Annotated in this window: 15 protein-coding genes and 1 tRNA gene; 6 read left to right on the forward strand and 10 right to left on the reverse strand. The window is 42.4% G+C overall.

Annotation, left to right across the window (positions count from 1 at the left end; genetic code table 11):
* Positions 1-10 precede the first annotated feature (10 nt).
* From rplK to rpsU, 8 genes are all read right to left on the reverse strand, one after another.
* Entirely contained in the window at positions 11-448 is a 438-nt protein-coding gene (gene rplK / locus I2I33_RS11880; protein ID WP_027200807.1) for a 50S ribosomal protein L11, read from the reverse strand.
* Positions 449-471: 23 nt separating this feature from the next.
* On the reverse strand, positions 472-1,020 hold the full coding sequence (nusG, locus tag I2I33_RS11885) for a transcription termination/antitermination protein NusG (protein ID WP_087420801.1): 549 nt from the start codon (positions 1,018-1,020) through the stop codon (positions 472-474).
* Between the two features lie 18 nt (positions 1,021-1,038).
* Positions 1,039-1,230 carry a preprotein translocase subunit SecE gene (gene secE / locus I2I33_RS11890; protein WP_027200805.1) on the reverse strand — a complete coding sequence of 64 codons (192 nt, stop codon included), beginning with the start codon at positions 1,228-1,230 and terminating at the stop codon, positions 1,039-1,041.
* Between the two features lie 19 nt (positions 1,231-1,249).
* Positions 1,250-1,322, reverse strand: a tRNA-Trp gene (locus I2I33_RS11895).
* Between the two features lie 97 nt (positions 1,323-1,419).
* On the reverse strand, positions 1,420-2,607 hold the full coding sequence (gene tuf, locus I2I33_RS11900; protein ID WP_087420800.1) for an elongation factor Tu: 1,188 nt from the start codon (positions 2,605-2,607) through the stop codon (positions 1,420-1,422).
* Between the two features lie 172 nt (positions 2,608-2,779).
* On the reverse strand, positions 2,780-3,076 hold the full coding sequence (hpf, locus tag I2I33_RS11905) for a ribosome hibernation-promoting factor, HPF/YfiA family (protein ID WP_027200803.1): 297 nt from the start codon (positions 3,074-3,076) through the stop codon (positions 2,780-2,782).
* An 18-nt stretch (positions 3,077-3,094) separates the two neighbouring features.
* Complete coding sequence (locus I2I33_RS11910) at positions 3,095-4,006, reverse strand: tyrosine-type recombinase/integrase (protein ID WP_087420799.1); 912 nt, start codon at positions 4,004-4,006, stop codon at positions 3,095-3,097.
* Between the two features lie 66 nt (positions 4,007-4,072).
* Positions 4,073-4,264 (reverse strand): 30S ribosomal protein S21, encoded by a 192-nt coding sequence (gene rpsU, locus I2I33_RS11915; protein ID WP_027200801.1) that lies wholly within the window; start codon positions 4,262-4,264, stop codon positions 4,073-4,075.
* Between the two features lie 943 nt (positions 4,265-5,207).
* Between rpsU and I2I33_RS11920 the strand changes: the two genes are divergently transcribed.
* Entirely contained in the window at positions 5,208-5,534 is a 327-nt protein-coding gene (locus tag I2I33_RS11920; RefSeq protein WP_087420798.1) for a DNA-directed RNA polymerase subunit alpha C-terminal domain-containing protein, read from the forward strand.
* A gap of 439 nt (positions 5,535-5,973) precedes the next feature.
* On the opposite strand, the gene I2I33_RS11925 is transcribed toward I2I33_RS11920, so the two are convergent.
* Positions 5,974-6,249 carry a tetratricopeptide repeat protein gene (locus tag I2I33_RS11925; protein WP_087420797.1) on the reverse strand — a complete coding sequence of 92 codons (276 nt, stop codon included), beginning with the start codon at positions 6,247-6,249 and terminating at the stop codon, positions 5,974-5,976.
* An 8-nt stretch (positions 6,250-6,257) separates the two neighbouring features.
* Entirely contained in the window at positions 6,258-7,931 is a 1,674-nt protein-coding gene (locus tag I2I33_RS11930) for a M23 family metallopeptidase (RefSeq protein ID WP_087420796.1), read from the reverse strand.
* A gap of 88 nt (positions 7,932-8,019) precedes the next feature.
* On the opposite strand from I2I33_RS11930, the gene I2I33_RS11935 reads away from it, so the two are divergent.
* The 5 genes from I2I33_RS11935 to I2I33_RS11955 all read left to right on the forward strand — a co-directional run bounded on the left by I2I33_RS11935 (position 8,020) and on the right by I2I33_RS11955 (position 11,957).
* Positions 8,020-8,310, forward strand: coding sequence for a hypothetical protein (locus I2I33_RS11935; RefSeq protein ID WP_087420795.1), 291 nt, complete (start codon positions 8,020-8,022; stop codon positions 8,308-8,310).
* 2 nt (positions 8,311-8,312) lie between these two features.
* On the forward strand, positions 8,313-8,600 hold the full coding sequence (locus tag I2I33_RS11940) for a cell division protein ZapA (protein ID WP_027200797.1): 288 nt from the start codon (positions 8,313-8,315) through the stop codon (positions 8,598-8,600).
* Between the two features lie 272 nt (positions 8,601-8,872).
* Positions 8,873-10,408, forward strand: a complete 1,536-nt coding sequence (gene rny / locus I2I33_RS11945; protein WP_087420794.1) for a ribonuclease Y — start codon at positions 8,873-8,875, stop codon at positions 10,406-10,408.
* Between the two features lie 195 nt (positions 10,409-10,603).
* The gene (locus I2I33_RS11950; protein ID WP_087420793.1) at positions 10,604-11,482 is read left to right on the forward strand and encodes a nucleoside phosphorylase; all 879 of its coding nucleotides are present in this window, start codon (positions 10,604-10,606) and stop codon (positions 11,480-11,482) included.
* Between the two features lie 13 nt (positions 11,483-11,495).
* The gene (locus tag I2I33_RS11955; protein ID WP_087420792.1) at positions 11,496-11,957 is read left to right on the forward strand and encodes a DUF4293 domain-containing protein; all 462 of its coding nucleotides are present in this window, start codon (positions 11,496-11,498) and stop codon (positions 11,955-11,957) included.
* Positions 11,958-11,963 lie beyond the last annotated feature (6 nt).

An 11,963-nucleotide genomic window follows, 5' to 3' on the forward strand; every position in this document is an offset into this window, starting at 1 on the left:
TACAAGTTCATTAAAAAGGTCTGTCACCGGTTACGGTTATACCCATACTTCTGGCGGTACCAGCTACCATACTCATTGCTTTCTCGATTTCAAAAGCGTTCAAATCTTTCATCTTGTCCGTAGCGATTGCTCTCACTTGATCCCAAGTGATAGAGGCCACTTTCTTACGATTGGGCTCTGCGGAACCGGATTTGATTTTAGCAACTTCCAAAAGTTGAATAGCAACAGGAGGTTGTTTTGTAATAAAATCAAACGATTTATCACCATACACCTGTATAATTACCGGGATGATCTTTCCTGCCTGCTCTTGAGTTCTAGCGTTAAATTGCTTACAGAAGTCCATGATATTGACTCCCTTAGAACCTAACGCCGGTCCTACTGGAGGCGAAGGATTAGCAGCTCCGGCTTTAATTTGCAGCTTGATAATAGCTTCAACTTGTTTTGCCATGATTGTTTTTAATCAAATAATTGTTATTCTTTTTCTACCTGCATGAAACTTAATTCGAGTGGTGTTTTCCGTCCGAAAATCTTGACAATTACTTTCAAGCGTTTCTTGTCCGTATTCACCTCCTCTATCACACCGGTAAAACCATTAAACGGTCCGTCAGTCACTTTAACTGACTCGCCAACGAAATAAGGGATACTTATTTCTTCTGGTTGTTCCGCAAGTTCATCTACTGTACCCAAGATCCGGTTTACCTCTGCTTGTCGCATCGGTACAGGGTCTCCTCCTTTGGTTTCCCCCAGGAAGCCGATCACATTCGTGATGTCACGAAGTATGTGAGGGATTTCTCCAACGAGTGCGGCCTCGATCAACACGTAACCCGGATAAAGATTTCGCTCACTGCTATACTTTTTCCCGTTACGCACCTGATACACCTTCTCTGCAGGTACTAAAACCTGTGAAACGTAATCCTGAAGCCCTAAACTGGCGATTTCGTTCTCGATGTACTCCTTTACCTTCTTCTCTTTTCCTCCAATGGTCCGAAGTACATACCATCTTTTTTTCATTTCAGCCATGTTAGACCTCCAAGATTTTTAGTAAAACAAATTATATATACCGGTCACGATATGTCTGAACGAAAAATCCATTGCAAAAATGCACAACGCTATGATAACGGAAGCAATCATCACAATTGTTGCACTACTCTGGAGCTCAGACCACGTGGGCCAAGTTACTTTATTCACCAGCTCGTTATAAACATCTGATATATAACTTTTAATCTTCATTTGTTCTATATTTAATTTGCACGGGAGGAGAGGTTCGAACTCCCGACCCTCGGTTTTGGAGACCGATGCTCTACCAACTGAGCCACTCCCGTGTGTGAGCCGACCGAAGCCGGCTCATTATTTTAAATTTTAAATTTTAAATTTTAAATTGCGAATCTACAATCTAAAATCATTAAATCTAAAATTGTATTAGTCTAAGATCTCAGTGATCTGACCAGCACCTACAGTTCTACCACCTTCACGGATAGCGAAACGCAAACCTACGTTACAAGCAACCGGAGTGATCAACTCAACAGTGATTGTCAAGTTATCACCAGGCATTACCATCTCACGTCCTTCCGGAAGAGTGATTTCACCGGTAACGTCCAAGGTACGGATATAGAATTGAGGTCTGTATCTGTTGTGGAACGGAGTGTGACGACCACCTTCTTCTTTCTTCAAGATATAAACCTCAGCTTTGAATTTATCGTGCGGTTTAACAGAACCCGGTTTTGCCAATACCATACCACGTTTGATCTCGTCTTTGTCGATACCACGAAGTAACAAACCAACGTTATCACCAGCCTGACCTTCGTCAAGAATCTTACGGAACATCTCAACTCCGGTACATACGGTTTTCTTACCATCAGCACCCAAACCGATAATTTCCAACTCATCACTCGTGTGAACGATACCAGTTTCGATACGACCGGTAGCAACAGTTCCACGACCAGTGATAGAGAATACGTCCTCAACAGGCATCAAGAACGGTTTATCAACGGCACGTTGCGGTAACTCAATCCAGTTGTCAACTGCATCCATCAACTCCATTACTTTCTCTTCCCATTTTGCTTCTCCGTTCAAAGCACCAAGAGCAGAACCTAAGATAACCGGAGTATTATCTCCATCATATTGATAGAATGACAACAACTCACGAACTTCCATCTCAACCAACTCCAACATTTCCGGGTCGTCCACCATATCTACTTTGTTCAAGAACACAACGATTCTCGGAACGTTTACCTGACGAGCCAAAAGGATGTGCTCACGAGTCTGAGGCATCGGACCATCAGTAGCGGCACAAACTAAGATAGCACCGTCCATCTGAGCAGCACCAGTTACCATGTTCTTTACATAGTCGGCGTGTCCCGGACAGTCAACGTGTGCATAGTGACGATTTGCAGTCTGGTATTCAACGTGAGAAGTGTTAATGGTGATACCTCTCTCTTTTTCTTCCGGAGCGTTATCGATAGAATCGAATGAACGTAATTCAGAAAGACCTTTTTTTGCCAATACCGTAGTGATAGCAGCCGTCAAAGTAGTTTTACCGTGGTCAACGTGACCGATAGTACCAATATTTACGTGTGGTTTGGACCTGTCAAAATGTTCTTTAGCCATAACTCTAAAACAATTTTTATTATTAAACAATTTATCTCAATAACTCAATTTCATGCAAGTAACTCGCTGTTTACCTGAAAATTACCCAGACAAGTGCGAGAAAACCCATTTAATTTGGCTTGCAAATGTACAAATTAAAAATCATATCTCACAATAAATGAGATCATTTTTCTTAATTTTCTCTTTTTTCTTTCGCTTTAACAAGTTGTCTCTTTAATACATCGTACAACTCGTCCACTGTTTCTTCAAAAGTTTTCGCGTTCTTTTTAGCAAACACGTCTTGCCCTTTGACATCAACATGCACCTCGGTCAACTTATTTTCCAGATGATCGTCTTTTTCCAATTTCAACGTAACATCTATACTCATAATTCCGTCGTGATACTTCTCCAATTTCGAGAATTTCTTATTAATGAACTCCTCCAGCACTGGATTTACTGAAAAACCTACAGGATTAATTCTAATGTCCATATCGTTTCCTCCTATAATTTATGCTCGCGGGTGAGCTTGTTTAAAAATCTTCAACATCTTCTCCACAGAGTTGTGAGTGTACACCTGGGTTGCAGCCAGACTGGAATGTCCCAACAATTCTTTAATTCCCTGAATCGGCGCACCGTTATCCAACAGATGCGTGGCAAAAGAATGTCGCAATACGTGCGGGCTGCGTTTTGCTAAAGAAGTATGTGATTCCAGTTCTTTCGTCACCAAACGATAAACGAAATTAGCGTAAAGCGGCTTTCCCTTATCGGTCACGAAAAATAGATCATGCTCCCCTTCCACCACGCGGCTCCGAGCATCCAAATAACATTCAATGTCCTGTATCAACTCGGTCATGATCGGGATTTCTCGCCATTTTCCACCTTTCCCGAAAACACGAATACAACGCCGTGAAAGATCAACATTCCCTACCTTCAATCCAACAATTTCAGAACGCCTCATCCCCGTATCATAAGCCATCAACAAGATCAAGAAATCTCTTAATCCGGAAAAACCTTTCTTTTTCTCCGCATCATCCAGCGTACATTCCATCTCCTCTTCCCTCACGAAAACCGGCAATCGCTTCGGCAATTTCGGCCCGCTGATATTTTCAGCGGGATTCACCTCTATCACTTTCTCTTTTACAAGGAAACGAAAAAACGCCTTTATACTGCTCAACTTACGCTTACCGGAAGCAGCACTTAACTTCCCTCTGGTACCGTTCACCCTCAAGTCTCCCCTCATCTCTGCCACGACCCATTCTCTAACGAGCTTGGTCGTCACTCGAGAAAAATCCTCATTATTCCCTTCCAATCCACAAAATTCGTAGAACTGATACAAATCCGCCTTATACGCAATGATCGTATTTTCCGAATAACGTTTCACGCTACTCAAATACTTCAAGAACAATTCTATCTGCATCATTTCTACTATTTTAATAACGTAAGCAAGTTACGTTTTTTGTTTGGAAAAACAAAGAAAGTGATCGATTTATTCTTCCGCTTGTTGCAAAGATTGACGATAGGCAGCCTTCATCCGGGCCATTCTATTTCTAATAGACGGCTTGGTGAAAGCCTGACGATCTCTCAGCTCTTTAATCACGCCGGTTTTTTCGAATTTTCTTTTGAATTTTTTCAGTGCTCTCTCGATATTTTCGCCTTCTTTTAATGGTACAATTATCATGATTTATAATTTAAAAAAATGAATACTTATTTTATAATAAAAAAATCCGGCAACACCATAATGTGCTGCTTACTAATTAAATATATGTATATTTTTTACTATCTCAAAAATAATTGACCACCCCCTTTCAAGCGGATTGAAGTTCATATTTAACAATTCGAAAACTGGGCGCAAAGATAAATCAATTAATCGAGATATAAAAATAAAATTTCGTTTTTAGCGTTCTGAAGTACAAGCGAGAAGAAATGAAACCGCCTCTTTTCCTTGAGGCGGTTTCAGGGATGGACTTAAAACGAGAAGGAGTTAACAGATTCTCTCGCCGTTAAGTATCCAACCTATCAATTCTATTTTTAAAGAAAACAGCCGGGTGGGATTCAAACTACTAATGTGAGAAGATGAATGTGGCTCCCCTGTGCGTTTCCGGCTGCTTTCTTGTTAGCACCGGAATTAAAAAAATCCGGCGCTATATTTTAGCAATCCGGAAGATTTATAAAATCGGACCGGGCTGCTCTTCGTAACGGAGGTCTAGCAAACCAATGGACACGAAAAGCAAACCTCGACCCGACTATGATATATTACTATACGTAATCAGGTTCGAAGGCGTTGCAATCACCGTGGCCCATATAGAAGTTGCTAGTTTCCGTTCACAGTGCATAATTGCACGCTATCAATAAAAACCGAACGTGTTGCGTTCTGTCAGCGCAAAGATGATAAATAATTATCTCATAAACAAAAAAAGCACTAAATTATTTTTCAAGTTTTCGACAAAATAGTACAATCTTCGCTTATTACTTTATAATAACAGTGAAAGCTGGATCAATTATATAACCATAATCTTTATTCTCAACTTTCACTAATTCAAATTACAAGGCAAAAATAAAGCTATCAAGGATATTTTTCACCACAAATAAATTATCTCTGCATCCAATAAATACACAACATCATGGAAAAGGATAAAATCAACAGACTTATCGAGATTCTAAACGAGGCTAAAGAAATAATTGCAGAATTGGAAGGATACGCGACCAAAAAGGAGAAACAAGCCAAAACAATAGAACAAATACTGGCAACAAGCATTCGGAAGTTTGAATTTAGCACAAGGAGTACCAACGTTTTACTGGGTGCAGATATAGATATAGTAGAAGACATAACAAAATACACGAAAAATCAAATACTAAAATTCCACAACTGTGGTCCTATAGCAGCAAACGAGATTGAAGCGAAGCTAAACGCAGTAGGAATAAAATTGGCACAAGAAGAAGAGGATTAATCCAATCTATACCATCACAAGATGGGAGAGGGAACTCGCTCGCCGCTGCCCCCCCTTCTCATAGACTTCCCCCTCCTTACCTGCCCAACAAGTCTATTTTTCCAGATAGCTAATATACTACACCACACACTCAAATTACAAATACAATCGTCTCAAAAATCAATTTTATCGAAGATGAATGCAAGAAGAATGCAGGATGAATGCTCCGTGGTCTAAATGAACTATCAGCAAACAATCAAGAGAAGCATAGATTGACATAGTTTAAAGACAGTGTAATACCAGACTTTTACCAAAGTAATAATCTCCTCACGCCCTTCCAACTCCCTTCCATCGCCCTTTCATAACCCATTCCCAATAAGCGAGCAACGGAGCGAAAAGTTGGATGAAAGAATCATGCGAGATTATTACTTCGGTATTTCAAGAGAATTACGGAGGTACATCAGGGATTCAACAAGTCCTTACAATAATAATCAAGAATCCCGTTAATCATATCCAGATAGGCCTTCGCCTTTGTATTTTCAGGATTTATACGCATCACCTCATTCAGATGGTTTATCGCTTGCGTTGTCTCCCCCATGGCATTATACACCACTCCCAGTTCCAACAGCACGAGTTCCCGTTCTCCTTCATTCTGTTCTAACATTTGCCGGAGCATGGTAATCGCTCCTTCCCGATCGCCTTGTTTTGCCAGTTGTTTTGCGTCTTCTATATTCATTGTTATTTCTACTTTTTATAAATATCCGTCTCAAAGGTAGCAATATTTTTCACGGCATCCTCCACCTTCAAGACAAGCCTGTTTTTTCCTTTCACGAAAACGGGTTCATTTATGTTACCTTCCAACAGGCGATTTTTCGCGTCATATGTGAACAAACACCATTTTCCATTCACCTCCACCCGATAAGAAGAGATACCAGACAAGTCGTCAATCATCCGAAACCGGATTTTCTGCCCGGCCCTCCCCGTGTAAAAAATAACCGGGGCAATCGTGTCCTGACGAACCGTGTATTCACCCAACACCCGGGGGAATGCCTCAAGCCCCTCTTCCGTCCATTGGGTTTTCAAGGCAGAAAAACGATTATTTTTCTCCAGCAAACAGATCACGGACTTTTCCGGGAACTTCCCGCCAACCACCAACCGGGCATTTTTCATCAACGGGTATATTTGTTTCCCGGTAGAAAACACCTCGATCGTCTCGACACTATCTCTCAAGCGGGAAGACACCTCCGGCTTGCACACGATCGGATAGGATAAAGCATCTGCCTCCAACCACAGGGTATATTTTCCTTTTCTCAAGCTATCGTTTTGGTGATTCGTCAATAATTTTTCCCCATCTGCCAATACCAATTTCCGCAAGGGAGATTTACCCCATAACTGGAACACGATCCTAGAACGATTCCCATTAATATCCGATAAATCAACCGTAACATCCACCACGCTATCTTTCTCAACCGGGATAAATCCCCCGTTCTGATTACTAACGGACAACAATTGCTCCTGATAGTTCCCGAAAGTCAAGTAAACCAAGCGGTTTTCCCTGTAATGATGAAAATCCTTCAACTCGTTAACCAAAAACGTCTGGTCAAAAGAAAGCTCATTCATGGTCATTTTAAAGACCTCCTGTCCGTTGGTACTCACGCTCAAATCATACACGCCCAATTTATTCCAAGAATCTTTCATGTAGTCATCAGATTGTATCCCGATCCCGACCATTCCGGCAGGCACCCCGATCTTTCCTCCCCGGAATACCCGGTTACCCGTATTTTTCACCTCCACCCGACGTGCAGCATTCCGCACCCCCTCGCTTGAAATCGGATACACGTAAACCCCTCGCACGCTCGGTCCCGTTTGATCCTTCACCGAAAGAAAACGCAAAGGATTTAAAGCACGCTCGCTTTTCGTGTCTCGCACCTCAAAATGCAAATGAGGACCACCCGAAGAGCCGGTATTCCCGCTATAAGCAATCGTGTCACCCGCACGAAAACGGAGTTCATAGCCCGACATATTCTCGTCCACCTCGAATGACTCCTTATTATATTGTATATTTCTCACGATTTTCGTAATTCGGGGTACAAAACGGCTCAAATGACCATACACCGTGGTTATTCCCCCCTCGTGTTCCAGATACAGGGCATTCCCGTACCCCGTGGCAGAAACCTTTACACGTGCCACGACACCGTCTTTCACGCAAATCACCGGTAGTCCTTCCCGTCCTCCGGTTTTAAAATCCAACCCGGTATGCAGGTGCGTCGCTCTCAATTCTCCGAAATTCCCACTCAGTAGCGGAACATTTTTCAACGGGTAAAGCAACGTGTCAGTTTGCGCGCAAACATTTGATGATAAAAGAAGTAACATCAACAACAAAGCTCCAATCCCTCTCCACATTATTTTGTTTGTCATAAAAAAACCATTAAATCCATTGCAAAATTAATAACACTATTGATATTTAAAAGAAATTATTCTATCTTTGTGGTGTAAAGATTATGTTATGACAGCAAAACAAGATGCCGTTATTAACGAGCTAAACACAAAAGTTGAACGACTGATAAAACTATATATATCCTCACTGGACAAAAACAGAGAGATGGATTCAGAGATGAAAGAACTCAGGATTCAAATCGAGCGGATGAAAAGTGAGAACATGAAATTACATGAAGAAATCAAGACATTGAAGGTGGCTGCTGCTATCTCGACCGGAGAAGGAAGTTCCGAGGCCAAAAATAGAATAAGCCAACTTGTGCGGGAGATTGATAAATGTATTGCTCTTTTGAATAATTAAATATGAATGATAAACTTACTATTACGCTAAATATAGCCGGTAGGCCCTGCGTTCTGACCATAGAGAGAGAGGAAGAAGAGGAGATCAGAAAAGCTGCACAGCTGATTAATAGTAAGATTGCAAAATATAGGGAAAAGTACGCAACTGCTGATCCCGTTGATTTTCTAGCTGTTACCGCGTTACAATTCACGGTAAAGATGCTGGAGGCTGAAAGGCGAAACGACGTGGAGCCGGTATTGGACGAGGTGAAGAAGATTAGTAGCAGGCTCGACGAAGTTGTGAAAGAGTAAAAAAGAAAGAGTTCTTTGAAAAGGAAATAGATATACCCGCATTATTTCGTATTTAACTGGAAAACTCAACACTTAACCAATTAGAGTGAAGCTTAGTTAGCCAAAGACAGGCCTCAACCCTTCGGGGTTCCTTCGGGACGGTGGAAGTTTGAATCTGACGGCAGCTCTACCCGTGTCTAACAGGGGTTTTTTAAAGAAGAAATGATGCGGGTTTTTTGTATAAACAAAAAACACCAAAATATATTATATAACTATAAATTCAAGTTACGAATATGATAACAATAATAATTACCGGTGTTATTGCTCTGATAGTGGGATTCGTTCTAGGATACCTGCTAATCAACATGACCTTGAAATACAGGAGCAAAAACATCATCAAGGAAGCGGAAGCAGAGGCGGAAGTAATTAAAAAAGACAAGATTTTGCAAGCAAAGGAGAAATTCCTGCAGATAAAGGCCGAACACGAAAAACAAGTGAATGCCCGCAATAGCAAAATCCTTCTCGCGGAAAATAAGCTAAAACAAAAAGATGCCGAATTGGCTCGTAAAATGGAAGAATGTCAACGCAAGATCAAAGACGCGGAGACACAACAGGAGACGCTAGAGGCCCAAAAAGAATTACTGGAAAAGAAACACGCCGAACTGGATAAATTCAAAAAACAACAGATCGAGCAATTGGAAGCCATTTCCGGGATGTCTGCCGATCAGGCAAAGGAAAAACTCATCAGTTCTTTGAAAGACGAGGCCGAAACCGAAGCGATGTCATACGTGAACGAGATTATGGAAGAGGCAAAAATGACGGCAAACATGGAAGCGAAAAAGATCGTGGTAAAAACCATCCAACGGGTGGCCACGGAAACCGCTACCGAAAATGCCGTATCTATATTCCATATAGATTCGGATGAAATCAAGGGACGTATCATCGGACGGGAAGGACGTAACATCCGGGCGCTGGAAGCAGCCACTGGCGTTGAAATCATCGTGGACGACACCCCGGAGGCAATTGTTCTCTCCGGATTTGACCCGGTAAGACGAGAAATCGCTCGCCTTTCACTTCACCAATTAGTTACCGACGGACGTATTCACCCGGCACGGATTGAGGAAGTCGTAAACAAGGTGAAAAAACAAATCGAGGAAGAGATCGTCGAGACTGGAAAACGCACCACCATCGACTTGGGTATTCACGGGTTGCACCCGGAATTAATCCGGTTGGTCGGCAAAATGAAATACCGTTCTTCTTACGGGCAGAACTTGTTACAACACGCTCGCGAAACAGCCAACCTCTGTGCCATCATGGCCGCAGAATTAGGCTTGAACGTGAAGAAAGCAAAACGTGCCGGATTATTGCATGACATAGGTAAAGTGCCCGATGACGAACCGGAATTACCGCACGCAATCCTCGGTATGCGCCTAGCAGAAAAATACAAGGAGAAACCGGATATTTGCAACGCTATCGGTGCTCACCACGAAGAAATTGAAATGACAACGATGATCGCCCCGATCGTTCAGGCTTGTGATGCCATCTCAGGCGCACGTCCGGGAGCAAGACGGGAAGTAGTTGAGTCATACATCAAACGACTGAAAGAGATGGAAGACCTTGCACTTTCTTATAATGGAGTGGTCAAGACCTACGCCATCCAAGCAGGCCGCGAATTACGGGTAGTCGTTGGTAGTGAAAAGGTATCTGACACGGAGGCAGAGAAAATTTCATACGAGATCGCTAAAAAGATTCAGGATGAAATGACCTACCCCGGACAGGTGAAAGTCACGGTGATTCGAGAAACACGCGCTATAAACTACGCAAAATAATTAAAAGTCCGGCCGAGATAGCCGGACTTTTAAGTTACAGGTTACAAGTTAGCAGGTTACAGGTTTAAAGTCGAAGACTTAACTTGTAACCTGTAACTTTTTACTCCAGCCGGAGCGGCAGGATTAAAAACCCCCAAACATTTGTCCGGTATTATTTGTTTTACTAAATTTGGTTGCTCAAAAAGTAAACAGTATATGGAGCCAATAAAATCATCAGAATTAATCACAAACGATGACGGGAGTGTCTTTCACCTCCACCTTCATCCCGAAGATCTGGCAAAACAAGTGATCCTCGTGGGTGACCCTTCCCGAGTAGAAATGATTGCCTCGTATTTCGAGAAAATAGAAGTCAGGAAAAGCGACCGGGAGTTCTGTACCATCACCGGATATTACAAGGGACACCGCCTGTCAGTTATCTCTACCGGAATCGGTGCGGATAACATCGACATCGTGATGAATGAACTGGACGCTTTGGTCAATATCAACTTGCACACCAAAGAAATAAACGCAGAAAAGAAAACATTAAATATAGTACGAATCGGGACTTCCGGTTCCGTGCAGGCAGATGTACCCGTACATTCATTCGTGATCTCGGAAATGAGCCTCGGCATAGACGGGGTATTGCGTTTCTACCGGGATAACGAAATGGTATGTGATGCCGCTTTCGAGGAGGCCTTTATCAAGGAGTGTCACTGGACACCCTTAGCAGCCCGCCCGTACGCGGTAAAAGCATCTGACGAACTGGTGGACAAATTACACACGGAAGGCGTTACCGTGAAAGGCGTCACGTTGACGGCAAACGGATTCTACGGGCCACAAGGACGAGTGCTTCGCTTACCGATCGAGATGCCGACAGTGAATGATGAAATTGCCCGTTTCGAATTCGGGAATTACAAAATTGTCAATTACGAGATGGAAAGTGCCGCCATTGCTGGGCTGGCCGCTCTTATGGGCCATCGGGCCACCACGATTTGCCTGATCATTGCCAACCGGGCCAACGGGGATGCCTCGGCCGATTACAAACCGCACATGAAGAAACTTATTGAATATACATTAAATTCTCTCATACGTTAATCACTTATTAATTATGATTCAAAGGATTCAAACTATTTACTTGCTCGTGGTAGCTATCATCATGACGATTCCGTTGTACGTGCCGATCGCCCAATTGCTTATTCCGAATGACGCGAGCTATAACTTTTTTACTTATGGCGTGGTTCTCATTGGAGAAAATAGCGTGCTACAAGCCCACTACTGGGCCTTGTTAATCATGAATATTTTCACGATCGGAGTTCCCTTAGTGAACGTGTTCTTGTTTAAAAAACGTTTCCTCCAATTGCGTTTATGTATCGTGGAAATCATCTTATTGATCGGTGCCATTATCTTGATGTGGTATCACATCAATCAATTCGCGGACAAAATGAACGCCGAGATTCTTTATAAATTCAGCCTTATATTGCCCGTGATCTGTATTATTTTCACATACCTGGCCATAAGGGGAATACTTAAAGACATCAAATTGCTCAAATCTTTTGACAGAATTCGATAATTATCA

Origin of the sequence: Butyricimonas sp. BSD2780061689_150309_C8 (assembly GCF_015560935.1) — a bacterium.
Taxonomy (GTDB): Bacteria; Bacteroidota; Bacteroidia; order Bacteroidales; family Marinifilaceae; genus Butyricimonas; species Butyricimonas paravirosa.

Coding starts and splice junctions, on each gene's coding strand:
- rplK (WP_027200807.1), bottom strand. CDS start 448: ATGGCAAAACAAGTTGAAGCTATTATCAAGCTGCAAATTAAAGCCGGA.
- nusG (WP_087420801.1), bottom strand. CDS start 1,020: ATGGCTGAAATGAAAAAAAGATGGTATGTACTTCGGACCATTGGAGGA.
- secE (WP_027200805.1), bottom strand. CDS start 1,230: ATGAAGATTAAAAGTTATATATCAGATGTTTATAACGAGCTGGTGAAT.
- tuf (WP_087420800.1), bottom strand. CDS start 2,607: ATGGCTAAAGAACATTTTGACAGGTCCAAACCACACGTAAATATTGGT.
- hpf (WP_027200803.1), bottom strand. CDS start 3,076: ATGGACATTAGAATTAATCCTGTAGGTTTTTCAGTAAATCCAGTGCTG.
- I2I33_RS11910 (WP_087420799.1), bottom strand. CDS start 4,006: ATGATGCAGATAGAATTGTTCTTGAAGTATTTGAGTAGCGTGAAACGT.
- rpsU (WP_027200801.1), bottom strand. CDS start 4,264: ATGATAATTGTACCATTAAAAGAAGGCGAAAATATCGAGAGAGCACTG.
- I2I33_RS11920 (WP_087420798.1), top strand. CDS start 5,208: ATGGAAAAGGATAAAATCAACAGACTTATCGAGATTCTAAACGAGGCT.
- I2I33_RS11925 (WP_087420797.1), bottom strand. CDS start 6,249: ATGAATATAGAAGACGCAAAACAACTGGCAAAACAAGGCGATCGGGAA.
- I2I33_RS11930 (WP_087420796.1), bottom strand. CDS start 7,931: ATGACAAACAAAATAATGTGGAGAGGGATTGGAGCTTTGTTGTTGATG.
- I2I33_RS11935 (WP_087420795.1), top strand. CDS start 8,020: ATGACAGCAAAACAAGATGCCGTTATTAACGAGCTAAACACAAAAGTT.
- I2I33_RS11940 (WP_027200797.1), top strand. CDS start 8,313: ATGAATGATAAACTTACTATTACGCTAAATATAGCCGGTAGGCCCTGC.
- rny (WP_087420794.1), top strand. CDS start 8,873: ATGATAACAATAATAATTACCGGTGTTATTGCTCTGATAGTGGGATTC.
- I2I33_RS11950 (WP_087420793.1), top strand. CDS start 10,604: ATGGAGCCAATAAAATCATCAGAATTAATCACAAACGATGACGGGAGT.
- I2I33_RS11955 (WP_087420792.1), top strand. CDS start 11,496: ATGATTCAAAGGATTCAAACTATTTACTTGCTCGTGGTAGCTATCATC.